The sequence below is a fragment of the Nocardia sp. NBC_00416 genome, assembly GCF_036032445.1.
In the GTDB taxonomy this organism is placed as follows: Bacteria; Actinomycetota; Actinomycetes; order Mycobacteriales; family Mycobacteriaceae; genus Nocardia.
Genome location: NZ_CP107932.1, coordinates 6,482,711 through 6,507,698, shown reverse-complemented (window position 1 = coordinate 6,507,698; position 24,988 = coordinate 6,482,711). Strand labels below are relative to the sequence as shown.

Sequence of the window (24,988 nt, the reverse complement as noted above, 5' to 3'; positions counted from 1 at the left end):
GCTCCGCAGGACTGCGGACGTGGCGAACGAGATCTGTGGACAACTCCGGCCGTCGAGCGAGCTTGTGGAAAGAACGGCTACCACTCGGCCGCCCTCACCGCGAGGAGGCCGGCATGGCCGCGGCGATCTCCCGTCGTGAGTGCACGCCGAGTTTGGCGAGAATGCTGGACACATGCGATTGGACGGTCCGCCGCGACAGGAACATCTGTGCCGCGATATCGGCGTTCGAGCAGCCCTCCGCCACCTGGACCGCCACCGCCCGTTCGGTCTCGGTCAACGAAGCCCAACCCGATTTCGGCCGGTTGCGCGGTCCCCGCACACCTCGGCGGATCCCGTAACGCCGGATCCGCGCCACCGCCCGGGCGCAATCCCACGACGCGCCCAGCCCGGTGTACAACTGCACGGCGGACTCCAGCGCGTCGCGGGCATCCGCATTTCGACCACCGGCGGCCAGCACGACCGCGGCGTTTTCGTAGGCCTGAGCCCGGTAGAGCGGCCATTCGCACCGACCGAACTCGCGCGCGGCGGCGGCGAGATCATCCGGATCCTGTTCGGCCAGCCCACGGCACAGCAGCGCGATGCCGTTGCGGGAAGTCGTCGACTGGGTCGATACCAGGTGGTCCGCGGCCTGCCGGGCGAGACGCAGCGCTTCCTGGTCTCCGGCGTCGAATGCCAACCGGGCGATATCGGGCACGATGTAGTGCAGTGTCGAGGCGCTCATTCCCTGCGCCAGGTCCGTGTGGGCGGCGACGAGCATCCGCAGGGCGGGTTCGGGCTGCCCGCGGGTTTCGTGGGTCAGCGCGGTCACCCACGTATGGACGTACCCGTACCCCAAGCTGCCCAACCGGCTGTCGGGGGGCGGCGGATCACCGGCAACGGACGCGCCGCGATGGATATTGATCAACGCCAGCATGCTCCGGGCGACCGGGGCGTAGCCGAGCACATCGGGCACCTCCAGGCACGCCTCGCATTCGGCGATCGCTTCGTCCCATCGTCCGCTCAGTAGGAACATCCGCGCCTTGGCCAGCAGGTTGGGGCCCAGGTAGACGCCGTGCACGCGGCGGTTGTGGCCGATCGCGGTCTGCAGCGCCTCCTCGGCCGCGGCTGTCCGGTCGAGTTCGATCAGACAGTGCGCATACAGCACATACGGGTCGATCTGATCCGATCCGGCCCCCTCTTGCAGGACATCCAGGGACTGTTCGCTGAGCCCCAGCGCTTCATCGAGACGGCCCTGCGTGTAGCTGACCGCGCCGAGCGCCATCAGGCCGTATCCCGTCGCCAGGGAGTTACCCGCCCGCCGGCCCAGCGTGACCGCGCGCCGGCCCGCCTGCTCCGCCTCGCCGAACCGCTCGAGGAAGAAGTTGTCCAGGGCGCACAGACCCAGGAATCGAGCCGCGTCCGAATCGTCGAGAGGCAGCGTGCGCAACGCTGTCTCGGCGACCAGAACGGCCTCGGCCAATTGCCCCTGGGCATGACATACCTGGGCCAGCAGCCAGCGCAGCCCGGGATCGTCGGAATGCTCGGGCCGGTGCCGCAGCGCGGCGCGCAGGGTGGCCTCTGCCTGCTCCGCCCGGCCGTTCCACAGCAGCGCGCGGGTCCGCATCCGGATCAGGGCGCCACGGGTCGCGTCGTCGAGGCCCGCGGTGTCCACGATTCGGGTGAGCAGCCGCATGGCCAGTTCCGGCGCGCGCACGATCAGCGGATCGCCGACCGAGAGCAACCACTGCAGACTCGCCGGCTCCAGTTCGCGTCCACCGATCGACAAGTAGTAGGCGACCCGCTCGATCGGCGCGCCGGTCGTCTGCAGGACCCGCCCGGCCCGGCGCAGCAGATCCGAGCGCAGCGATGCCGGCAACCGGTCGGCCAGCACATGGCGGATCAGATCGTGGCGGAAGACGAGTTCGGAATCGACCTTGACGAGCAGGTCGGCGTCCATCGCCTCGGTGGCCGCGCTCCACACCTCCATGATGTGGCTGTCCAGGACTGTCGCGAGTTCCACCACATCGACCTTCGGCCCCAGGGCGGCGGCCATGGGCAGCAGGTCGCGGGTCGAACGCGACAGGAATTCCAGACGTCGCCAGATCGCCTCGGCCAGCGAGGCGGCCGGTGGCGCGTCGCGCTCGGCTGCGGTCCCGTCCGGGATCTCCGTCGTATCCCGGATCGAGGTGGCGACCAGTTCGGTGATGTGCAGCGGATTACCGTCCGCTCCGGCGACCTGCCGCAGCAACGCCGGATGCGGTGCCGCGCCGACCATCTGCCGCACCATGCTCGCCGCGGCGGCTTCGGGCAGCGCGCCGAGCCGGATGGTGGACGCGCCGCAGGCGGACAACGCGGCCGTCAACGCCGCGAAGATCGGATCGGCGGTACGGGGTCGCATCGCGAGCACCAGCAGCAGCGGCAACCGGCCGGACAATGTGCACAGCCGGTGCAGGACAGCCAGACTCGAGCGATCGGCCCAGTGGATATCGTCGAGGATCAGTGCAACCGGCCCTGCCGAGCACCAGTCGGAGATGTGCTCGAGCAGGACTTCGGCCAGGGCGAATTCGTGCGTGGCGGCGGCGTCACCGGCCTGCTCCGCGCCCCCGAGCAACAACCGGATCGGATCGGGGTCGGCGTCGGATTGCGCGGCATCGGCCATGAGCCAGGACGCGACCGCGGCGAACGGGACATCCTGCTGGAGTTCGCGCGCACAGGTTGTGCGCACCTGCAGGCCCAGATTCGGAAAACGTTGTTCGACCGCGCTCAGCAATGTCGTCTTGCCGATACCGGCTTCGCCTTCGACCAATACGACGGCCCCGTGCCCCGCGGCGGCCGTCCGGCCGCGAGACACCAGAGCCGCCATCTCGGCGTCGCGACCGACGAACACTGTCGCGAGAGATTGCTGCACCCGCACGAGTCTAAGCAACTGGACCTTTGTCTGCATGGGTCCGCGGCCGATGAAAGCGATGAATTCACTCCGCGCCACCGAATGGAATACGGACATTTCGACCGATTTCAATCGATATTCCGTCGCCGCGTCCGGCAGCCGTGTCCGTGCTGGACAGCTCGGATCCGGTCTCCGGTCGGAGCCTGCCGATCGGTGGCGACGGCACAACGGCCCGCTCCGGCACCCGCGCACCACGTGGCTCCCGACCCCGCCGCGGCCGGATTCGTCCCCGCACCGGACCCGATGCTCGCCGGTTGCCCGATGATCGCTCACCCGGTCACGCAGAGCCGGCTCGCACCCGGACCCGAGGCGATCCGGAATCGATCGGCGGAACCTGTTGTCCGGGAAGCTCTCCCGCGGACCTCTCGGCCGAGTCCGGCCGCGAGCCGATCAGCTGTCCGAGGTCAGAGGACGGGAAGTTCGGTATTCGCCCCGCACAGCACCACCACCGGCCGCTCCCCCTCGCGCGGCACGTAGACACCGCTGAGAATCGCCGCCAGCGCCACCGCCCCCGCCAGCTCGACCACGATCCGGAACTCGCGCCACAGATAGTCCCGGGCGTCGGTGATCGCGTCATCGGTGACCAGAGTCGACCGCACACCGTAACGCCGGGCCACATCGAGCGCGATCTCCCCGATCCGCGAAGCGCCCAGGGCGTCGGCCGTAATGCTCGACACCCCGACATCCACCGCCTTCCCCGCCGCCAGCGCGGCATGCAGCGTCGGAATCCCTTCGGGTTCGACACCGACGATCTCGCGGCGCCGGCCGCCGGCCGCCGCGATACCACCGATCAACCCACCGCCACCGACCGCGACCAGAACCGGCGGCCGGCCCCGGACCTGTTCCTCGATCTCCAGCTCGATCACCCCGGCCCCGGCGACCACCGCGGGCAGATCGTAGGCGTGCAATTGCAGCGCACCCCGCTCGGCGGTGATCTCACAGGCATGCTCGTACGCTTCGGCGTAGGTGGTTCCGTACCACCGCACCTCGGCGCCGTGCGACCACATGGCGGCCACTTTCGTATGCGGCGCCGACTCCGGGACCACGACCGTGCACGTCTTGCCCAACCCGGCGGCGGCCAGCGCGGCCGCGATACCGGCGTTTCCACCCGACGCGATCACGACGTGTTCGGGACACACCCGCTCCGACAGCAGTGCGTTGTAGCTGCCGCGCACCTTGAACGTCCCGCCGTGCTGGAGATATTCGAGCTTCAGGGTGACCGGTACCGGCCCGGTGGGCCCGGGCACGGCGGTATGGAACACCGGCGTCTTCCGGATGCGGCCGTTCAGGCGGCGGCGCGCCGCCCGCACATCCGACCGGTAGATACGCCGGAACGGTTGCACAGGTGTCAGCGGGGTTTTCTGCTCGGTCATCTACCTACTGCCCGATCTCGCTTGGCCAATTCGGCGAACATGGCGTTGTGCGCGGCGAGGTCCGCGTTGTCGTCGCGTTCGGCGGCGCGGTCGGTGCGCCGCGCGAGGCGCGCGTCGCTGCGCGACCACTGGATCAGTAGCGCCAGCATCACCAGCACCAGCGGCACCTCGCCGGTGGCCCACGCCAGGCTGCCGCCGGTGCGCTGGTCGCCCAGCAGATCGACAGGCCAGCTCAGGTCGAGGCTGCGATAGAACCACCCGGCGAGCACCGTGCTCATCCCCATCAGCACCACACCGAAGAAGGCGTGGAACGGCAGCGATCCGAAGACCATCGCCAGCCGGGTGAGCGGCTCCACCCGGCGCGGCTTCGGATCGATTCCGATCACCACCCAGTAGAAGAGGTATCCGCTGACCAGGAAATGCAGATTCATCAGCAGATGAGCGGTATGGGAGTCCGCGAAGGCATCGAAGATCCCGCCCAGGTACAGGGCGTAGAAACCGGCCACGAAAACGACCGAAGCGACGATCGGATGGGTGAGGAACCGGGATACCGGGTTGTGCACCGCCGCCAGGATCCACTCCCGGGGCCCCGGGGCCCCGGTCCGGCCCGCCGGTGGCAGCGCGCGCAGCGCCAGCGTCACCACACCGCCCAGGGCCAGCAGTATCGGTGTCAGCATGGACAGCGCCATATGCGCGCCCATGTGGACGCTGAACATGGCGGGTGCGTATCGGCCGACGCCGGACGAGGTGGTGAAGAGCAGAACCGCGCAGCCGAGCAGCCAGGCGACCGTCCGGCCCACCGGCCAGACGTCACCGCGCGCCCGCAACCGCCGAACGCCCAGTAGATACAGCACCGCCAGCACGATGGCGAGCGTGCCGAAGATCAGGTCGAACCGCCAGTCGAACAGCAGCCGCGCCACCGTCGGCGGACCGTCCAGGTTGTAGCCCAGTTCCACCTCCATCGGAGTGGGCACGCTGGTCGGCGCCGGTGGCGGGGTGCGACCCAGCCCGACGGCCAGACCCATCGTGGCGGCGAAGACGAGCATTTCCACGCTCGCGAACCGGGCCAGCGCCCGTCGGTCGTCCGGGTCGGCGGCCAGCGCCGGCAGCGCGGCCCTCCGTTGGAACCAGCCGAAGACGCCCAGAACCACCAGCGCGACCGCCTTGGCCAGCACGAGCCGCCCGTAGGTCGTGGTGAACAGTTCGTTCCAGGGCACTCGGACCCAAGCGTTGGCGACCCCACTCACCGCGAGCACCACGAAGGACACCAGGGCCACCGCGGAGAAGCGCCGGGCCGCAAGCCCCGTATACGTGCCGTCGCGCAGCGCGTGGACGAGCAGGGCGCTCAGTCCGCCGACCCAGACCGCCGCGGCGATCAGATGCAGGATCAGGCTGTTGGTGGCCACATCGTGCGCCCCGCCGGAGGCGGAGTGGCCGGTCAGCGCCAGCGGCATCATCGCCGCGATCGATCCCGCGAAGAGCACCGGCGTCCAGCCCCAGCGCAGCGCCAGCCGGCAGGCGATCGCCAGCACCAGTGCCGCGATCGCGGTCAGCCGCCACGTGCCCGCCAGTTCGATCTCGTCGACAGCGGCCCACAGATCCTGGGGCGCGAGGATCTCGGTGACCGGGCGCCCGGTGGTGTCGGACACGGTCAGCGGCACCAGCAACGCGGCGCACAGGGCCCAGACTCCCGCCGTGATCGATGCCCGCCGCACCGCCCGGTAGCCGCCGGTGTCGAGGAGCCCGCCCCGCTGCGGTGGGATCAGGAAGGCCGCGAACAACAGCGAGCCCACGGTGAAGGCCGCGAACAGATCCGACAGCGCCCGCATCGCGGGCAAGCCGTAGGTGGTCAGCGGGCCCGGATCGGGGATCCCCAGCAGGCCCAGGGCCTGTGCCGCGGAAAGAGCCACCACCAGGGCCGATACCAGCGCCGCGAGCGCACCGGCCACCACGGTCAGCACCGCCGGAACAGCCGCCGGTCCACCGGGCCGACCGGCCTCGGTGACGGAAACGGCGGCGGGAGCCTGGGCTGACGACATAGGTTCGAGAGTAGTTCGGTGGGCCATGATCGGCCCGGCGGGGCCGTTTCCGGGCAGCCCAAATCAAACGATCAGGTGATCGCTACACTTTTCAGCTGGACAGCGCGACCGTTGTCCGCCATGGTGGAACCACTGCCTCCGTAGCTCAGTTGGATAGAGCAAGGGCCTTCTAATCCCTAGGTCGCAGGTTCGATTCCTGCCGGGGGCGCTCCACCCACCCGACTGAGCTGTCCGGGCCAGTCGGAGTGGGTGTACCCAGCAGAGCGCGCCCCAAACACACGATGCCGACAGCCGATTCGGAATTTTCGGCACCGCGACCGTCCGCCTCTGCGGAGCGCCGCCGCACCGCATCGGAGGAAACGGGGCTGCCCTAGGGTGTCGGAATGGGTTTGCCTTCGCCTTCCGCTGATAGTCGCGCCGTGGTCACCGGAGCCTCGTCCGGAATCGGAACCGCACTGGCCGCTGAACTCGCCCGGCGGGGGCATTCGCTCATCCTCGTCGCCCGCCGCGGTGAGATTCTCGATGAACTCGCCGGGCGGCTGACCCGCGAGCACGGCATCACCGCCGAGGTCCGCGCGGTCGATCTCGCGGACCGCGCGCAGCGCGCACCCTTGACCGAGGAACTCGCCGGGCGCGATATCTCGATCCTGTGCAACAACGCCGGTATCGCGACCTTCGGCCCGCTCGCCGCCCTGGACCCCGCCTACGAACGCGACCAGCTCGAGCTGAACGCCGTCGCCGTCCACGATCTGACCCTGGCCGTTCTGCCCGCCATGCTGACCCGGCGCGCCGGCGGCATCCTGGTGAGCGGGTCGGCGGCCGGCAATATGCCCATCCCGAACAACACGACCTACGCGGCGAGCAAGGCGTTCGCCAACACTTTCGCCGAATCCCTGCGTGGTGAGCTGAAGGGCTCCGGAGTGCACATCACCCTGCTCGCCCCGGGGCCCGTGCGCACCGAGACGCCCGACCCCGGCGACGCCTCCCTCGTCGATCGGATGGTCCCCGACTTCCTGTGGGTGTCCTCCGACTACACCGCGCGGATCTCGATCGACGCGCTGGCCCGCAACAAGATGCGGGTCGTACCGGGCCTGATCGGCAAGGGTATGAGCGCGGCCGGCAACTACGGCCCCCGCGCGGTCACCGCGCCGATCGCGGGCGCCTTCTACAAGAAACTGGGCGACTGATGCACCCGCGACCGCGGACGGTTTCCGCAACGGGTGGGCGACGATTGCGCCGGACCGGTAGATCGGCTGATTAGGGTGGTGCGAGTGTCCGACAAATTAGTGGTGTGGATGGATTGCGAGATGACCGGTCTCGACCTGGTCGCCGACAAACTGATCGAGGTGGCCGCGCTGGTGACAGACAGCGACCTGAATGTCCTCGGTGACGGGGTGGATATCGTCATCCACGCCGACGACGACGCACTCGCCGCCATGCCCGAGGTGGTCGCCGAAATGCACGCCCGGTCCGGCCTCACCGAAGAGGTGCGGCAGTCCACGGTCACCCTTGCCGAGGCCGAGCAGCAGGTATTGGACTACGTGCAGCAGTACGCGCCCACCGCACGGGTGGTACCGCTCGCCGGCAACTCGATCGCGACCGATCGGGGATTCATCGCTCGGGACATGCCGCGGCTGGACGCGCACCTGCACTACCGGATGATCGATGTGAGTTCGATCAAAGAGCTGTGCCGACGCTGGTATCCGCGCATCTACTTCGGCCAGCCGGAGAAGGGTCTGGCCCATCGCGCGCTCGCCGATATCCAGGAATCCATCCGTGAGCTCGAGTACTACCGGCGCACGGCGTTCGTACCCGCTCCCGGCCCCTCGACCGCGGAGATATCCGCCATCGCCGCCGAGGTCAGCGCACATTCCGTAGGCGAAACCGGAGCGGGCGCCGGCCACACACCATAGGCCCGGGTCCCCGGCACACCGATAACCGATTGGCTTGCGATGGGGTGAACGCGCTACTATCTAGGCCGCCGGTGCGAAATCGGTGATGGTGAGTGTAGTTCAGTTGGTAGAGCACCAGGTTGTGATCCTGGATGTCGCGGGTTCGAGTCCCGTCACTCACCCTGTAAAGCCCGAGGACCATGGTCCTCGGGCTTTTTCATTGAGCCGGCGGCCCGGTCAGGCGGCGGGTTTCTCGGTATCGACCGGTGGCGGGACGGCGTCGCGTGCGCCCTGATCCAACCGGAACGGCGGATACTCGTCGCGCAGCAGCGAGGCGTAGACCTGTACGCGCAGCATCCACCGGTTGACACCCATCACGAAGTCGAACAGGCCCTGCGAATAGCGCGCGACGAACAGCAGCCCGACCAGCGCGACGAAGGTCAGCACGCCGATCAGCGGGATGCCCATGGCACTGGCCGCACTGCCGGCGTCGTCGTAGTCGACCACCCAGGCGGCACCGGTCATCGCGCCGATGATCAGATAGTGCGGGATCGCCAGCAGCCACCATTTCACCAGCACCAGGCCGCGATGCAGGGTCGGCGGGTAGTCGACGTCCAGATCCGCCGGATAGTCGTCGTCGTTCGCGAGCGAGAACGGCGGGTACTTATCGGTGCCGGCCGGCGTCCAGGCGTAGTAGCTGACGCGCCAGGTCCATCGCACCACCCCGACGCTGTAATCGAACAGGGCACGCGGGTATCTGCCGGTGAACAGGATCGCGAAGAACGCGATCACCGTGACGACGGCATAACCGATGTGCAGGAAGAACAGAACTATGTAGTGCGGTACCGCGAGAATCCATTTGACGATCCACAGCCAGCGCGACAGCGCGGGGTCCAGATCGCCGCGAACACGGACCGGATAACCGGCGGGAGCAGGCATCGTGATCAACGCTCCTTCGAGGGTGCTGGTCCGGCCGAACCGGCCCGACCGTCCCTCAATTGTGAGCTATCACACAATTATTCGTGCCCGGCGCGCGATACCGACACGTCATCGAGATCAATCGGCCGCCCAACGGGCCCGATCGACCGGCCGCCGCTACCGCACCGGCGCCTTCTCCTTGTCGAAACCCTCCAGCGCGGCCAGCCGCGGCAGGGCTTCCGGATGCTGCTCGTTCAACCAGCTGATCAGTTCCTCGCGCACGGCGCAGCGCAGCGACCACACCGCGTCCGAATCACGCCCGGTCATCGACGCGCGGACCTCGATACCGGTGGGCGTGCTGTCGGTGACAAGGAGATTCCAGCTCCGGCCGTCCCAATCCGGGTGGTCGCTCAGGTACCGATAGAGGTGTTTACGCAGCGCGGATACCGGGGTGCTGTGGTCCAGGTACAGGAAAACGGTGCCGGTGAGTTCCGGGCCGCCGCGCGACCAGTTCTCGTACGGCTTGCTGTTGAAATAGGACACGGGCATGGTCAGCCGGCGGTCGTCCCAGATGCGGACGGTGAGAAAGGACAGTGTGATCTCTTCGACGGTGCCCATCTCGCCCTCGACGACGACCGTATCGCCGATCTTCACCGAATCGCCGAACGCGATCTGCAGCCCCGCCATGAGATTGCTGAGGGTGGATTGCGCCGCTACACCGGCGATGATGCCGATGATGCCGGCCGAGGCCAGCAGCGAGGTACCCAGCACGCGCAACCCGGGAAACAGGATCAGCATGGCGATGGCGGCGGTCGCTACCGCGAGCACCGTACTGGTGATCCGGCGGATCAGCGTGAACTGGGTGTTCAGCTGACGCACCCGGCGTGGGTCACGAGCGCGGCGGGAGTAGCTGTTCAACAGGCCGTCGGCCACCGCGTCCGCTATCCGGACGACCAGCCAGACCGCCGACATGGTGACCATCGTGGCCAGCACACTGAGGATGACCGTGTCCTGCCGCAGTTCCAGATCGGCCAGCGGGTAGGTGATCCGGAGCGCGGCGAAGCCGAGGAACAGTTGCAGCGGGAGCTGGATCCGCCGGAGCAGGCCGGGAATGGTCGTCTTCGGATGCCTGGCCGACCAGTACCGGAGCCCGCGATCGATCCCCCAGCCGAGCGCGATCGTCACCACCAGCGTGCCCCCGAATACGATCAGCAGCCGTATCACGTTCTCCACCGCGCCCACTCCTTGCCCTTACTGATCGGTCGTTCACGTCCCCCGAACAAGGCTACAGTTCGATAACGACGGATCACCACCAGTAACGGGGAACAACGCCCACCTCATGGGTCCGCGGGCTACTGCGGCGCCTGCCCGTGCGCGGAGTACAGCCTGATCTCACCGGCGTCACCGAGAAACGCGTTGACCAGCATCACTCGCTCGGCACGCAGTTCCGCCGCGTCGGGCGCGGTGGTGGTGATGGATATCTGCGGAATCGCCGCCCAGTTCACGACATAACGCTCCGGAGGGCCGGCATCGTCGGACAGCCGGGCCAGCCGGAAGACCGATACGGTTTTGCGCTCCATCAGGTCGCGTACCACCTCCGCGATCCGCTCGGGGTCCTCCAGCGCGAACAAGAATCCGAAGGTCAGCTCCGGCGAGGAGATGTAGGCGGGCACGACCAGAGGTTAGCCGATGAGTAACCGCTCGGTGTGAGCTGTCCCACCGAGCGGTTCGAGGTCCGGATCAGCGGCGTTTGCCGGACGGATCGGAGTCCGCGGTCTCGATATCGACGATATCGGCGTCCACCACGACCTCCCCCTCGTGCACCCGCGGCGTACCGGCGGCGGTCTCGGGTGCGTCCGCGGCGTCACCGACGCCGGCGGGCTCGTCGGGCCCCTCGGTGGCCGCGGCATCGCGCCGGGCCGCGGCGGCGGCCTCGTTCATCTCGATGGCGTCGGTGACCCATTCACCGATCTCCCGGGTCACCTCGGCGATCGTGCCGGTGATGATGCCCGCGATATTGCCGACCCGGCGCGCGCCCGACGAGGTGAGTTCCTGGATCAAGTCCTTGTTGGCCTCGAATTTGCCGATCATCACACGCCCGCTTCGGTTGGACTCTGCTGACGCATCACGATAACACCGGAAGCAGGCTGTTTCCGCAGCGCAGCGGGCAAGAACCGAGCGAACCGGGACCGCAGCGCCCGCGGCGGCAGGGCCAGCTGGAAGATCTTCGCCCAGACCGATCCGATCTGCTTCCCGAGCGGCCCGGTGTTGTAAGGCAGTCCGAACTTCTCGCACAGCGCGCGTACCTCCGGTGCGATCTCGGGGTACCTGTTGGCCGGCAGATCCGGGAACAGATGGTGCTCGATCTGATGCGACAGGTTGCCGGACATGATGTGGAACAGCGGGCTGCCGGAGATATTGGCCGAACCGAGCATCTGGCGCACGTACCATTCGCCGCGGGTCTCCTCGGCGGTCTCCTCCTCGGTGAACGTCTGCACACCCGCGGGGAAGTGCCCACAGAAGATGATCGAATAAGCCCACAGGTTGCGCATCAGATTGGCCGACGCGTTACCCGCGAGGGTCGACAGGAACAGCGGTCCGGTGAGCAGCGGGAACGCCACATAGTCCTTGAGGACCTGCTTACCCGACTTGCGGAGCTGGCCCGCGAGCAGCGGTTTCAGATCCGACCAGCTGCGCTTGCCCTTGACGATGTTGTCCGCTTCGAGGTCGTGCAGCATCACACCCCATTCGAAGAACACCATCAGCAGGAACGCGTACAGCGGGTTGCCCAGGTAGTAGGGGTGCCAGTCCTGGCCTTCGTCGATCCGCAGCACGCCGTAGCCGATATCCCGGTCGCGGCCGTGGATGTTGGTGTAGGTGTGGTGCATGTAATTGTGCGAATGCTTCCACTGGTCGCCCGGGCAGACGTTGTCCCATTCGAAGACTCGCGAGTTCAGGTTCGGCTCACGCATCCAGTCGTACTGGCCGTGCATCACGTTGTGGCCGATCTCCATATTGTCGAGAATCTTCGACACGCTCAGCGCCGCCACGCCGGCCAGCCAGAACGGCGGCAGGAAACCCAGGTACATGAGGCCGCGGCCGGCGATCTCGAACCCGCGCTGTGCCTTGATGATGCTGTAGATGTACTCGCGGTCGCGTTCACCCAGGTCGGCGACGACGCGGTCGCGCAGTTCGTCGAGCGTGCGGCCGATCTCCTCGACCTGGTCTGGCGAGAGGACCAGCGGTCCGTCCTTGGTCTCGGTGAGAATGGTCATCTGTTTCTCCCCTTCGGGTGTCAGATTCGTTTCGGGTGTCAGATATCGATGTCGACATCGCCGACGGCGGCTTGGACACAGAGTTGGATCGGCTGGTCGGGATCGGATTCCAGCTCCCCGGTGCGCAGGTTGCGGGTGCATCCGCTGCGCCGGACCGAAGTGCAGGAGAAGCAGATCCCCATCCGGCAGCCGAACTCCGGGGTCAGGCCCGCGCCTTCGGCCTGCTCCAGCAGCGACGCCCCGGTATTCTCCGCGGTGACCCCGCTGGTCGAGAAGGTGGTGGCCCCGTCCACGTCCGCGCTGTCCACCGGCACGGTGGAGGGCGTGAACTCTTCGGTGTGCAGGCGTTCACTCAGCCCCGAGGCCGCGTATACCTCCCGAACCGAGTCCATCAGCGGCGGTGGACCGCACAGGTAGGTGTGCGCGTCGGCGAACCACGGCGCCACCCGCGCGAGTTCGGCGGAATCGAAGCCGCGGCCGTCCCGTTCCGGATACCTCGTCTCGAGCGAGATATTCGGATGGGCGGCAGCGATTTCGGCGAGTTCGGCGCGGTGCGGCACCAGCTCGGGCGAGCGCGCATAGTGCAGGAAGACCACTCGGCCGGCGTATCCCTCGTCGACGAGGGTGCGCAGCATGGACAGCACGGGAGTGATCCCACTGCCGCCGCTGATCAACAGCACCCGGTCGGGCCGCCGGTCCGGGAGATGGAACACGCCGGACGCGGGTTCGAGATCCACGATCATGCCCGGGCGGGCGTGCTCGTGCAGGTACCGCGATACCAGGCCGTGCGGGTGCACGCGGAGGGTGAGGTCGAGCCGACGACGCGAATCGTGCTGCGAGTTCACCGGTGAATAGCAGCGCAGGTGCCGTACACCGTCGATCACCACTCCCAACTGCAGGAACTGACCTGCGCGCAGCCCGGTCCACTGCCGGGTGGGGCGCAGTCCCAGCGAAACGGTTCCGGGGACCGAGCGGTCCACCTCGACGATTCGTGCCCGCATATCGCGGACGGTGAGCATCGGGCGCACCAGTTCCAGGTACCGGTCCACCGGATGCGGAGTGGTCAGGGTCTGCATCAGATCGAGGAGGGCCACCATCGGAGTTCTCCGTCCCTGTCTGTCGGTCACGTCACCAGCGTGAAATAATTTCGGTGTACGCCTGTACACTCAACCAGTGTGCCGGATACCCCGCCGGGACTGTCAACCAGTAATAGGTGTGACGCGGACGACAAGAGGGAGCAAGGCGAATGGTGAACGGCTGTATGCTCACTGAAATGACGGATCAGGGAGCGAGCCGCGTCGAGCGCAAGGAGCGCACCCGGCAGGCCCTACTCGTCGGGACACTGACGCTGGCCGCCGAACGCGGATTCGGAGCCCTGAGCCTGCGCGAGATCGCCCGGTCGGCCGGTATCGTCCCGACGGCCTTCTACCGGCATTTCGACTCCCTCGACGATCTCGGCGCCACCCTCGTCGACGAAGGCGTCCAGGCCTTACGGCTGGCGCTGCGGCAGTTGCGGCGCACCCCCGACGCCCGACTCTCGGAAACGGTGCGGTTCGTCTTCGGCGAGGTCGCCCAGAAGCAGGAGCTGTACGGCTTCCTGATCCGCGAGCAGCGCGGCGGCACCGCGGCGCTGCGTACGGCGATCGCGCTCGAACTGCAGTTGATCGTGCGTGAGCTGGTGGCCGACCTGTCCCGCGTGCCGGCGCTGGACGACTGGTCGCCGGGCAACCTGGAGGTCGCCGCCGATCTCCTGGTCGCCACCGTGATCGACGGAATCGCCGACTATGTGGCGGCCACCCCGCGCGACCAGCAGTCGATCGTCGAACGCACCATCCAGCAGATCCGCCTCATCTCCTTGGGAATGGGCGCCTGGAAGCCCTGAACGGGTGTGTCGCCCTCGTCACGCCGCGGGCGCCTGCGCCGGCTCCTTGCTCCCCTTCTCGCCGGGGGCGGGAACCAGCAGCAGGGCGATCAGACCGGCGCCCAGCACCAGCAGCAGCCCGCCGATACCTGCCCGATCCGCACCGAAAGCCCAGACGAAGAGACCGAACAGGCTGGGAGCCAGAAATGACGCGGCCCGCCCGGTGGTGGTGTAGAGGCCGAAGAGCTGCCCTTCGCGTCCGGGAGGTGTCAGCCGGGTGAGGAAGGACCGGGCAGAGGCCTGCGCCGGACCCACGAACAGGGTGAGCGCGAGCCCGAACACCCAGAACATGGCCGTCCCCGACACCACCAGCAGCACCGCCCCGGCCACCACCGCGGACAGTAGCGACACCACGATCACCCGCTTGGGACCCACTGTGTCGTCGAACCGGCCGGCGACGATCGCGCCCAGCGCCGCGACGACATTCGCCGCGATGCCGAACAAGAGCACATCGGAATCGCTGAGCCCGTACACCTGCACGGCCAGGATCGCGCCGAACGCGAAGACCCCCGCCAACCCGTCCCGGAAAATGGCGCTGGCCGCCAGGAACCAGATGACGGTGCGATCGAGCTCCCACAGCTCCCGCAGGTCGCGCCACAGCACCCGGTACGAACCGAACACCCCCGCGGCAGCCGCCCCGGGGTCGGCGCCGGTACGCGGCACCTCCGGCACCGCGAACAGCACCGGCAGTGCGAACACTGCGAACCAGACCGCGGCCAGCAGCACCACCAGCCGGATGTTGAGACCGCCGTCGGTGCTCACGCCGAGCAGGCCGCGCTCGGGGCCGTCGCCGGCGATGAAGCCCACATAGCAGATCAGCAGCAGGAAGATCCCGCCGAAGTAGCCCATGGCCCAGCCGAACCCGGAGACCCGGCCGAGCGTCGCCGGAGTGGACACCTGACGCAGCATCGCGTTGTAGGGCACCGACGCGAGTTCGAAGAACACCGTCCCCAATGCGAGCAGCACCAACCCGAGCCACAGGTAGGAATGCTCGTCCCGGACGAAGAACATTGCGGCGGTCAGAACGACGGTCACCGAGGTCATGATCCCGAGCGAACGTTTGCGGCTGGCGGTGGCGTCGAAACGCTGCCCGGTGACCGGGGCGGTCACCGCCACGATCAGCCCGGCCGCTCCGAGAGCCCAGCCCAGCCACGCACTGGCCGGGACTCCCCCGGGCAGATCGTCACCGACGGTATCGGTGAGATAAACCGCGAAGACGAACGTGACGATCACGGCTTGGAATGCGGAGGACCCCCAGTCCCACAGCCCCCATGCGACCACCTGCCCGCGCCCCACCCGCGCGTCCGCCTCGCTCATACCGCGCACCCTAACGGATACGCCCCGGACAGGCCGGGTATCGGTGGTGGGGTGGATACGCGGCCCGCGGCCACGGTCGAAGTACGGCGAGGTAGCGGGTTGATCACGTCTGGTGCTGTCTGATTACAGGTGACGAGCGCAAACCCTATAGTCGGAAATGTCTTTCGACTGAAGTGCGCCATCAGGGACTCGAACCCCGAACCCGCTGATTAAGAGTCAGCTGCTCTGCCAATTGAGCTAATGGCGCGCGCCCCGTTGTGCGGTGCGGGACAGACATTAACAGGCTCGGGCCGCAGAAGTGAAATCGATAGTCGGTCGGACCGGTGTGAGCCGGACGACACCGTAACGGATGGCGAGCCGAACCCTATGTGTAGGTGGGCCGGTGGAGCCGGAAGTGATCATCGACGGTTGGGATCACCTCGGGACGGCTGGCAGAATAGTTGACGTGGTCTCGACCGATCCCGCCGCCGTGGGTCGAGGTGAGCAGTAATCGGTCGGATCCGAAGGTCGGTGCGTAGCGGGTGCGCCGGGACTTGAAACGGGGTTGAATATGCGTACAGGTGATCGGCGTGAGCCGATCCGTTGGCTGGTCGGACCGCTGGTCCTGATCACATTGGTCGCGATGGTGCTGACCGGTTGTTCGTCGTCGGAGGCGGCGGACGGATCCGTCGCCATCGATCGAAACCCCATCACAGAACTCATCAAGCCCAAACTCGTGGCTCCCGTCAAGGACGGCGATATCGGCGTGTCGCCGGCGGAAGGGATGAAGTTCGAGATCACCGAGGGCCTGTTCACCGATGTGGCTCTGCTGAATCCGGACGATCAGCCGGTGGCCGGCCAGCTGGCCGCCGACGGGCGCAGCTGGTCGACCACCGAGCCGCTGGGTTACAGCAAGACCTACCGGCTGCAGGCCCGGGCCAACGGGCTGGGCGGTGCGTCGACGGCCGCCATGAGTTTCACCACGACGGCGCCGGGCAATGTGACCAAGCCCTACCTCGCCCCCGGCGAGGGCGAGGTGGTCGGTATCGGCCAGCCGGTCGCGATCCAGTTCGACGAGAACATCCCCGACCGCAAGGCCGCGCAGGACTCCATCACGATCAAGACCGACCCGCCGGTCGAGGGCGCCTTCTACTGGGTGAACAATCGCGAGGTTCGCTGGCGGCCCGAGCATTTCTGGGCGCCGGGCACCAAGGTGAACATCGACGTGAACGTCTACGGCAAAGACCTGGGCAACGGGCTCTACGGCCAGGACGACATCCACTCGAACTTCGTGATCGGCGACGCGGTCGTCTTCAAGGCCGACGACAACACGAAGATGGTCACGGTGGAGAAGAACGGCCAGGTCATCCGCACGATGCCGACGTCGATGGGTAAGGACGACACCCCCACCAACAACGGCGTCTACATCCTGGCCGACCGGCACGAGCACATCGTGATGGACTCGTCGACCTACGGTGTCGCGGTGAACTCGCCCACCGGGTACCGCACCGATGTCGACTGGGCCACCCGGATGTCCTACAGCGGGATCTTCTTCCATTCGGCTCCGTGGTCGCTGGGCGCACAGGGGAATACCAACACCAGCCACGGGTGCCTGAACCTGAGTCCCGAGGACGCCCAGTGGGTGTACAACACGGCGAAACGGGGCGATATCGCGATCGTGCAGAACACCGTCGGCCCCACCCTTCCCGGAGTGGACGGCCTCGGTGACTGGAACGTCCCGTGGCCCGAATGGAAAGCGGGCAACGCCCAGATGTGAGCCCACGGGCGAACGCGAACACCCGGTGCCGGGTCCCTCGGGGGCCCGGCACCGTGCTGTATCAGCGTGCTGTCTCGTAGAGCCGCCGGACGATGTCCTCGATATCGGGTTCCTCGATCGAGAGGTCGCGCACCTCGGCGCGGGCCGATACCTCGGCCAGCAATTGCGCGGCGGTGGTCGTCTCGTCGTCGAAGGCGAGCCGCTGCCGCATCCCGTCGGCCTCGTAGGCGACCATTTCCGCACCGGACAGCCCGTGCAACGCCGGTGCGGGCCCGACCAGGTCGACGACAAGCACCCGCTGCGCGCCCACGGTCGCGCCGAGGCCGAGCAACGACCCGTCGTAGGCGAGACGGCCGCGATCCACCACCAGCACGCGGTCGCAGAGGCGTTCGATATCGCCCATATCGTGGGTGGTCAGCATGAGCGTGGTGCCGCGTTCGGCCCGTTCGGCGCGCAGGAATTCGCGCAACCGCTGTTTGGACAGCACATCCAGCCCGATGGTCGGCTCGTCGAGTATCACCAACTCCGGGGAATGCAGCAGCGCCGCGGCGACCTCCGCGCGCATTCGCTGCCCCAGCGACAGCTGCCGGACCGGTGTATCCAGTGTCTCGGCCATTTCCAGCTGCTCGACCAATTCCGCGGTGCGCGACCGTCCGGCTCCGGGTTCCAGCCGATGGATGGCGGCCAGGATCGTGAACGATTCGCGCAGCGGCAGATCCCACCACAACTGGGAGCGCTGCCCGAACACGACACCGATCCGGCTCGCCAGTTCCCGGCGCTGCCGGATCGGTTCGAGTCCGCAGGTCCGAACGGAGCCGGAGGTCGGGACGAGGATCCCGGTGAGCATCTTTATCGTGGTGGACTTCCCGGCGCCGTTGGCGCCGATATAGCCGACCGCCGCGCCCCGCTCGATCCGGAAGCTCATGGCATCGACGGCGGTGACCGCCTCGCGCCGCGACCGCAGCCGTTTCCCGGGTCGGCGCGACCGGACGAACTGCCGGGTCAGCTCGTCGACCTCGATGATCGGATCGGCGCTCGTCATATCCTCGACCCCATCTCAACCACCGCCGCTCTGATAGTGCCGGGTCCCGATCCGCCACAGTGCCCCGGCCAGCGCCCAGACCCACAGCGCCGCCAGCGGCGCGCCCCAGGCGAGCCAGGACGGCAGCCCGGCCGGGCCGGGCATGCCCAGCAATGCCAATGTCGGGAAGTATGCGGTGAACGCCACCGGAATCGCGATGCAGAACAGGAGTCGCAACGGCGTCGGGAACACCGATATCGGTTGCGACGCAGCGAAGGATCCACCGTAGGTGAAACTGTTCGTGAGTTCCGCGCCGTCGATCAGGAAGAACTGGCAGCCGGCGGCCGCGACGAACAATCCACCGAACAGGACGGTCGCGCTCAGCACGGTCAGCGCGAGCAGCGCCACCGTGCTCGCCGACCAGTCGATATCGTTGCGCACCAGCCCGGTGGTCAGTACCACCAGCGCGACGGTGGCGCGGGCCAGGCGGCGCAGCGAGAAATCGCTGGTGATCAGTTGGAGCAGCACCGGTTGCGGGCGCAGATGGTAGACGTCGAGCGTGCCCAGGCGGATGAGGCTCGGCAGTTTGTCCAGATGCCCGAACCCGAGCTGGGCCAGCGCGAAGGCCAGATTGCTCAACCCGAACAGCAGCAGGGCGGCGTCCATATCCAGGCCGCCCAACACCTTCGCCTGGTTGAACACCACCCACACCTCGGCGAATTCGACGAGTCCGACCATGGTCGCACCGAGCAGATCGCTCGCGAACGACAGACGATAGGTCCGTTGTGCCCGGATCCGGGAACGCAGCACCGCCGCGTAGGGACTCCACCGTGATCCGCTGGGACCGGTCCGGCGGCCGGATGCCCGGACAGCCGTCTCAACCACCCTGCACCTCCAGCTTGCGCCGCCCCGCCGCCAGCAGGACCCGCCCGGCCGCACCCACCACCAGCAGCCAGAAGACCTGGGTGCCCACCAGGTGGGCCGCGTCCCAGCCGGTGACGCGCCCGGACAGCACATCCACCGGCACCTGCAGCATCGACGGGAACGGTGTGGACTCGGCAATGGCGCGCAGCCAGTCCGGGAAGATGTGCACCGGCACGAAAAGCCCCGCGAGGAAGGTACCGCCGGTCTGATACAGCGAGCGGATACCCCGCGTCTCCACGACCCAGAACGCGACCATCGTCAACGCGAACAGCGATAGATACGAAAGGGCCGCGGCCAGTAGGACACTGAACGCGCCGAGCAGGTAAGACTCGGGCGAGGTGGGCAGCACCAGGCCGAAGGTGAGCGAGCCGACGAGCAGACTGGGCACACCGCGCGGAATCAGCGTGCACAGGGCCCGGCCCAGATCGGCCGCGAGGTTGCCCAATTGCACATCGACCGGCCGCAGGAAGTCGATGGCGATATCGCCGTTGCGGACCCGTTCGGCCAGTTCGAGTTCCGCCGACATGAACTGCATGGCGCCGAGCAGACCCTGGGAGATCCAGACATAGGCGCCGATACTGCCCGCGTCGTAGCCACCGAAACCGCCGGTCGCGTCGATCGCCGCCACCATGACCGCCGCCCGGACGAATCCGAACACACAGTTGGTGAACAACCCGGAGAACATCGCCAGCTTGTAATGCCATTGGCGACGGAACCCGGCCGCCATCAGCCGCCAGTAGACGCCCGCCGTACCTCGGAGATCGACCGCAACGGCCGGCACGGTCACCCCCTGATTCGCGCGAATACAAAGCCGCAACCCTACCGCGCGCACTCCTGCGGAGAAAGCCGATTATCGGTCCGGGCGAGCGCCGCGCCGCGGCGATGTCACCACCCGGACCCACCGGAGCTCACAGCCGTGCCGCGAGCCTCGTCCCCTGTTCGATAGCCCGCTCGGCGTCGAGTTCAGCGGCCAGTTCCGCACCGCCGATCAGATGCGCCGAGACACCCGCGGCGGTGAGTTCGGATTCGAGATCGCGTACCGATTCCTGTCCGGCGCAGACGATCACGTTGTCGATCCGGATCACCCGGGGCCGCGCGTGTTCCGGACCGAAGCTGATGTGCAGGCCCTCGTCGTCGATCCGCTCGTAGTTCACGCCCCCGATATGCTCCACCCCCTTGGCCTTCAGCGCGGCCCGATGCACCCAGCCCGTGGTCTTGCCGAGTCCCTTCCCGAACGGTGTGTCCTTGCGCTGCAGCAGAACGACTTCACGGGCCGCCGGCGCCGGACGCGGGGCCCGCAACTGGCCCCGCACTTGCTCGTCATCGGTCTCTACGCCCCATTCCTGCCGCCATTCGTCCGGTTTCAGGGTGGGGTGTCCGTCGACGATCAGATATTCGCTCACATCGAATCCGATCCCGCCGGCGCCGATCACCGCGACCCGCTCGCCCACCGGTTTCTCCTCCCGCACCAGTTCGGCGTAGGACAGCACCATCGGGTGATCGATCCCCGGGATATCGGGAATCCGGGGCCGGACGCCGGTGGCCAGGACGACCTCGTCGTAACGTCGATCGATCAGTTCGCGCGCGGTGATCCGGGTGTTCAGGTGCACCTGGACGCCGGTGAGTTCGAGCTTGCGGGTGAAATAGCGGATCGATTCGTGGAACTCCTCCTTGCCCGGAATGCGGCGTGCGATATCGAACTGGCCGCCGATACGGTCCAGGGCTTCGAACAGCTCGACGCGGTGCCCGCGCTCGGCCAGATTGACCGCGGCCGAGAGCCCGGCCGGACCGGCCCCGACCACCGCGATGTCCTTCACTCGGCGGGTGGGTAGGAGCGTGAGCTCGGTCTCCCGGCCGGCACGCGGATTCAGCAGGCACGACACGGTCCGGTGCCGGAAGGCGTGATCGAGGCAGGCCTGATTGCAGGCGATACAGGTGTTGATCTCATCGGCGCGGCCGGTGGCGGCCTTGTCGGCCCATTCCGGATCGGCCAGCAGCGGGCGAGCCATCGAGATCAGCTGGGCGTCGCCCCGGGTCAGGATCTCCTCGGCGACCTCCGGCATATTGATCCGGTTCGACGCGCACACCGGAACACCCACCGCGGCGGTGATCTTCGCGGTGAATTCGACGAACGCCGCCCGCGGCACCGAAGTGACGATCGTCGGGACCCGGGCCTCGTGCCATCCGATATCGGTGTTCAGAATGCTCACCCCAGCGGCCTCGAGTTCCACGGCCAGAGCCAGGATTTCTTCGAACGTCTGCCCGTTCTCCACCAATTCGGCCATCGACAAACGGAATACGATCAAGAAATCCGGGCCGATCGTCTCGCGTGTACGCCGGACGATCTCGACCGCCAGTCGACGTCGATTCTCGGCGGATCCGCCCCAGCGATCCTTGCGTTTGTTCGTGCGCGGCGCAAGGAATTGATTGATGAAATAGCCCTCCCCACCCATTATTTCGACGCCGTCGTATCCGGCGAAGTAGGCCAGTTCGGCGCAGCGGACGTAATCGTCAATGGTCTGCCGAATTCCACGGTCGGATAACGCGCGGGGCCGGAAGGGATTGATCGGGGCTTTGATCGACGACGCGGATACGCTGCCGGGAACGTAGGCATAACGCCCGGCGTGCAGGATCTGCAGCGCGATCTTTCCCCCGGCCGCGTGCACCGCGCGAGTGATCGTCCGGTGCCGGTAGGCCTCGGTCCGGTTGGTGAGTTTCGCGCCGAACGGCAGCAGCCAGCCGGTGCGATTCGGGGCGTAACCGCCGGTGATGATCAGGCCGACCCCGCCGCGCGCGCGTTCGGCGAAATAGGCGGCCAACCGGTTCATATCCCATGCCCGGTCCTCCAGACCGGTGTGCATCGATCCCATGACCACCCTGTTCCGCAGCGTGGTGCGCCCTACTTCGAGCGGGGTGAACAGCTGCGGATAACTCGTCGTCGAGTCCATCGCGGGCTCTCTTTCCGATATCGGTCCGGGCCCGGCGACGACCCGGACGCTGGGCCTGCAGGACCTCATCACACCATCCGCCACGGTGGGATTCCACCCCCCGGCGGACCCGCTGCCGACCGCCGGTCACGGACGGGTGGCCGATACGCCCGCCGAAGGGTCGCGACCACCCGTTTTCGAATCACGGAACCATCACGAACACTCGAAACCAGCGTTATCGAACAGAAATTTTGCGCCCTGCGCCACATCAGGTTTAGAACTATTTCCCCAGGTCGACGCGCTGGTGCAACACGTTCATTTCTCACTTCAAGATCGCACTTAAGATATTCTCAGGCTGCGTTAACCCTCTGTTCACCTGCTGTGACCATTCTGAGATCCGGTCTTGAACGACCTGAAGTTCGGTTAGCCCGCGAAGTTGTGGACACCAGGTTGGAAACAACCGGAAAAACTCGCCGGCGCGACAACCACAAACGGTATCGCGATAACCGAACCCGAGTCCACTCGACTTCACCACACCGGTGAAGTTCCTGCGGGCGCAGCGGACCGGGAACCCACCCGGTAACCGTGGCTTGCGCCATCCGGACCCGAACCAGCCTGCGTTCGGTGTCACACAAAAGAACCCGACAACAGCACAGCCATGTTTTCCGGTCGCGAGCCACCCGGCCGCCGCCGTAGATCCGTGCTGCCCGAACCGGGCCGGATCCCGAGACCGATCAAGGAACCGAATCCGATCATGCAAAATCACCGTTTCCCCACCCTGCGCCGCCGCACCAAACGCGAAGCCCTGGGCTTCGCCCTCGCCACGGCCGGCATCGTCGCCGTCACCGCGTCCTCCGCGGTATCCATGGCCGACGACAGCGAACCCAGCCGGGTCGCCATGGTCGCCGAGCAGCAGCCCGCCGCCGCGGCCCCCGAAGCGGCCGCGGTAGCCGCACCGGTCGCGGAAGCCGCGCCGATCCCGGCCCCCGCCCCCGCCCCCGAGGCTCTGGCGCCCGCTCCGGCCCCGGAGGCCGCCCCGGCCCCCGCCCCCGCACCGGCGCCCGCCCCGGCCTACCCGAACAACCTGGACGGCTGGATCCACGAGGCCATGGACATCATGGCCCAGCAGGGCATCCCCGGCAGCTACGACTCGATCAAGCGCAATATCCTGCGCGAGTCCTCGGGCGACCCGGCCGCCATCAACAACTGGGACTCCAACGCACTCCTGGGCATCCCCTCCAAGGGCCTGCTCCAGGTGATCGACCCCACGTTCGCCGCCTACCACGTGCCGGGCACCGCGTTCGACGTCTGGAACCCGGTCTCCAACATCGCCGCGGCCTGCAACTACGCCTTCCAGAAGTACGGCTCCATGGACAACGTCTTCGGCGCCTACTGAGACTTCTGCCCCGCCTCCGGCGGGGCGGGGTCGGGGCCCTTGTCAACCCCGGTTCTTCACTCCTCCGCTCAGTCGCTGCGCTCCCTCGCTCCGTCGCTCCAGAACCGGGGCGGGCCCCGACCATGGAAGCCGACCGATCGGCAGAAGCGATCGAGGCGCGGGACGAAGTCCTGGCGATCCCCGGCTTTGGACCGCAGCCCAGTTCGCTGCGCTCCTTCGCTCCATAGCCGGCAGGCCATGGATGTAGACCATCCGCGGAAGAGGCCACTACCGATGCGGTCGCTGGGGCACGTGGTAAAGGCACCGCGGGCGTTCGCACAAAGACCGTAGAGATCTGCCAGGCGAACTCTCGAAAGACCGTAGAGGTCTACCAGAGCGATCGTCGAGCGGGTGCCCGGACTTCGATCTCCGACGTAACCGCCGGAGCCGAGTTCAGCGAGGCACCCCAAAGGGTTGAGGCCCCCTTGGTCCCGGCGTTCAGCCCTCGAAAGCGCATGAGGCGAAGCCTCGAGTCTCGAGGGCTGAACGCCGGGACCAAGGGGGCCTCAACCCCGCGCCGCCGCAGGCGGCGCAAAAAAACACAGCCCGCGAACTCCTTTGCGGACCAGCACAGTTCAACCAGGCCCGACCGGCCTCGCAACGAAGCGAGCGCCCGACGGCCCCGGTCCACGAACGGATTCCGCGTACACCCACAATGGCGTGGGTGCTCCACAACGAAGTGGGCAGTCGATGCCGTCCAGTGCGCTGGGCGGCATCGACGCGTATTCCACCGCGCGCCGGGCCGACGGCCTCCTCCGGGACCGCCCCGAGTGCACGGGCAATGGTGTCGGGCCGCCTGTACGGACGGCCCGAACCTCCTTCTCCGAGAGACTCTTACACTTGCTCATGGCCGATTACGCGCATTCCCCGGCCGCGGAGGCCGGTCGAGCCGCCAAGGCGCGGCAGCTGGCCGGTTATCTGTGGGACCGGGATATTTCGGGAGCCGACCTGCTCGATATGGCGGCGGCGGTGCGCCGCAAACTCGCCCGGGCCGCGGGAGCCAATCCGCCGAGTAGCGAGGAGACTTGGCGGTCGGTCGCGCAGCTGTTGGACGAGAAGGCCCTGTGGGCCACGCGTCATCCCACGCACACGGCGGCGCAGCGGCCGCACAGCGACGAGAAACTGCTCTGGGTGAAGCCACCTGTCACCCCATGGTGATCCAGGCCGCCACGGGCACGACAGCGGCCGCCGTCCGACGGACCGGCCTGCCCGCGTAAGCGGATGGCGCTGCGCGCGGCCGGTGCGCGGGGTCTCGCGCACCGGC

Annotated in this window: 20 protein-coding genes and 3 tRNA genes; 8 read left to right on the top strand and 15 right to left on the bottom strand. The window is 67.4% G+C overall.

What is annotated here, in order from left to right:
• Positions 1-94: 94 nt before the first annotated feature.
• From OG804_RS28295 to OG804_RS28285, 3 genes are all read right to left on the bottom strand, one after another.
• Entirely contained in the window at positions 95-2,887 is a 2,793-nt protein-coding gene (locus OG804_RS28295) for a helix-turn-helix transcriptional regulator (RefSeq protein ID WP_328391641.1), read from the bottom strand.
• Between the two features lie 443 nt (positions 2,888-3,330).
• Positions 3,331-4,299 (bottom strand): threonine/serine dehydratase, encoded by a 969-nt coding sequence (locus OG804_RS28290; protein WP_328391639.1) that lies wholly within the window; start codon positions 4,297-4,299, stop codon positions 3,331-3,333.
• Positions 4,296-6,338 (bottom strand): cytochrome c oxidase assembly protein, encoded by a 2,043-nt coding sequence (locus OG804_RS28285; protein ID WP_328391637.1) that lies wholly within the window; start codon positions 6,336-6,338, stop codon positions 4,296-4,298. The genes OG804_RS28290 and OG804_RS28285 overlap by 4 nt, the downstream gene beginning before the upstream one ends.
• Before the next feature lie 134 nt (positions 6,339-6,472).
• Between OG804_RS28285 and OG804_RS28280 the strand changes: the two genes are divergently transcribed.
• From OG804_RS28280 to OG804_RS28265, 4 genes are all read left to right on the top strand, one after another.
• A tRNA-Arg gene (locus tag OG804_RS28280) sits at positions 6,473-6,546 on the top strand.
• Positions 6,547-6,721: 175 nt separating this feature from the next.
• Complete coding sequence (gene cmrA / locus OG804_RS28275; RefSeq protein WP_328391635.1) at positions 6,722-7,525, top strand: mycolate reductase; 804 nt, start codon at positions 6,722-6,724, stop codon at positions 7,523-7,525.
• A gap of 84 nt (positions 7,526-7,609) precedes the next feature.
• Entirely contained in the window at positions 7,610-8,251 is a 642-nt protein-coding gene (gene orn, locus OG804_RS28270) for an oligoribonuclease (RefSeq protein WP_328391633.1), read from the top strand.
• An 88-nt stretch (positions 8,252-8,339) separates the two neighbouring features.
• Positions 8,340-8,412: transfer RNA gene (locus OG804_RS28265), tRNA-His, on the top strand.
• A 55-nt stretch (positions 8,413-8,467) separates the two neighbouring features.
• Here OG804_RS28265 and OG804_RS28260 read toward each other — a convergent pair.
• The 6 genes from OG804_RS28260 to OG804_RS28235 all read right to left on the bottom strand — a co-directional run bounded on the left by OG804_RS28260 (position 8,468) and on the right by OG804_RS28235 (position 13,520).
• Positions 8,468-9,169: a DUF4389 domain-containing protein gene (locus OG804_RS28260; protein WP_328391631.1), complete on the bottom strand. Its 702-nt coding sequence runs from the start codon at positions 9,167-9,169 to the stop codon at positions 8,468-8,470.
• Positions 9,170-9,325: 156 nt separating this feature from the next.
• Positions 9,326-10,381 carry a mechanosensitive ion channel family protein gene (locus OG804_RS28255; protein ID WP_328391629.1) on the bottom strand — a complete coding sequence of 352 codons (1,056 nt, stop codon included), beginning with the start codon at positions 10,379-10,381 and terminating at the stop codon, positions 9,326-9,328.
• 119 nt (positions 10,382-10,500) lie between these two features.
• Entirely contained in the window at positions 10,501-10,821 is a 321-nt protein-coding gene (locus OG804_RS28250) for a hypothetical protein (RefSeq protein WP_328391627.1), read from the bottom strand.
• Between the two features lie 67 nt (positions 10,822-10,888).
• On the bottom strand, positions 10,889-11,239 hold the full coding sequence (locus OG804_RS28245) for a hypothetical protein (RefSeq protein ID WP_328391626.1): 351 nt from the start codon (positions 11,237-11,239) through the stop codon (positions 10,889-10,891).
• A complete protein-coding gene (locus OG804_RS28240; RefSeq protein WP_328391624.1) occupies positions 11,239-12,423 on the bottom strand; it encodes a fatty acid desaturase family protein in 1,185 nt (394 codons plus the stop codon). Before OG804_RS28240 ends, OG804_RS28245 begins: the two co-directional genes overlap by 1 nt.
• A 38-nt stretch (positions 12,424-12,461) precedes the next feature.
• Entirely contained in the window at positions 12,462-13,520 is a 1,059-nt protein-coding gene (locus tag OG804_RS28235; RefSeq protein WP_328391622.1) for a ferredoxin reductase, read from the bottom strand.
• A gap of 176 nt (positions 13,521-13,696) precedes the next feature.
• On the opposite strand from OG804_RS28235, the gene OG804_RS28230 reads away from it, so the two are divergent.
• The gene (locus OG804_RS28230) at positions 13,697-14,305 is read left to right on the top strand and encodes a TetR family transcriptional regulator (RefSeq protein ID WP_328391620.1); all 609 of its coding nucleotides are present in this window, start codon (positions 13,697-13,699) and stop codon (positions 14,303-14,305) included.
• A gap of 18 nt (positions 14,306-14,323) precedes the next feature.
• Here the strand turns inward: OG804_RS28230 and OG804_RS28225 are convergent, their stop codons facing one another.
• Together OG804_RS28225 and OG804_RS28220 are read right to left on the bottom strand one after the other, a co-directional pair.
• Positions 14,324-15,661, bottom strand: a complete 1,338-nt coding sequence (locus OG804_RS28225; RefSeq protein WP_328391618.1) for an MFS transporter — start codon at positions 15,659-15,661, stop codon at positions 14,324-14,326.
• Positions 15,662-15,835: 174 nt separating this feature from the next.
• Positions 15,836-15,908: transfer RNA gene (locus OG804_RS28220), tRNA-Lys, on the bottom strand.
• A gap of 303 nt (positions 15,909-16,211) precedes the next feature.
• Between OG804_RS28220 and OG804_RS28215 the strand changes: the two genes are divergently transcribed.
• Positions 16,212-17,417 carry a L,D-transpeptidase gene (locus tag OG804_RS28215; protein ID WP_328391615.1) on the top strand — a complete coding sequence of 402 codons (1,206 nt, stop codon included), beginning with the start codon at positions 16,212-16,214 and terminating at the stop codon, positions 17,415-17,417.
• 61 nt (positions 17,418-17,478) lie between these two features.
• Here the strand turns inward: OG804_RS28215 and OG804_RS28210 are convergent, their stop codons facing one another.
• The 4 genes from OG804_RS28210 to OG804_RS28195 form a co-directional block, all read right to left on the bottom strand.
• The gene (locus tag OG804_RS28210; RefSeq protein WP_328391613.1) at positions 17,479-18,459 is read right to left on the bottom strand and encodes an ABC transporter ATP-binding protein; all 981 of its coding nucleotides are present in this window, start codon (positions 18,457-18,459) and stop codon (positions 17,479-17,481) included.
• A 15-nt stretch (positions 18,460-18,474) separates the two neighbouring features.
• Positions 18,475-19,323 carry an ABC transporter permease gene (locus OG804_RS28205; protein WP_328391611.1) on the bottom strand — a complete coding sequence of 283 codons (849 nt, stop codon included), beginning with the start codon at positions 19,321-19,323 and terminating at the stop codon, positions 18,475-18,477.
• Entirely contained in the window at positions 19,316-20,143 is an 828-nt protein-coding gene (locus OG804_RS28200; protein WP_328391609.1) for an ABC transporter permease, read from the bottom strand. Before OG804_RS28200 ends, OG804_RS28205 begins: the two co-directional genes overlap by 8 nt.
• A gap of 127 nt (positions 20,144-20,270) precedes the next feature.
• Entirely contained in the window at positions 20,271-22,310 is a 2,040-nt protein-coding gene (locus tag OG804_RS28195) for an NADPH-dependent 2,4-dienoyl-CoA reductase (protein ID WP_328391607.1), read from the bottom strand.
• 733 nt (positions 22,311-23,043) lie between these two features.
• On the opposite strand from OG804_RS28195, the gene OG804_RS28190 reads away from it, so the two are divergent.
• Both OG804_RS28190 and OG804_RS28185 read left to right on the top strand, forming a co-directional pair.
• Positions 23,044-23,685: a transglycosylase SLT domain-containing protein gene (locus OG804_RS28190; protein ID WP_328391605.1), complete on the top strand. Its 642-nt coding sequence runs from the start codon at positions 23,044-23,046 to the stop codon at positions 23,683-23,685.
• An 885-nt stretch (positions 23,686-24,570) separates the two neighbouring features.
• The gene (locus OG804_RS28185) at positions 24,571-24,882 is read left to right on the top strand and encodes a hypothetical protein (protein WP_328398789.1); all 312 of its coding nucleotides are present in this window, start codon (positions 24,571-24,573) and stop codon (positions 24,880-24,882) included.
• The last annotated feature ends 106 nt before the right edge of the window (positions 24,883-24,988 follow it).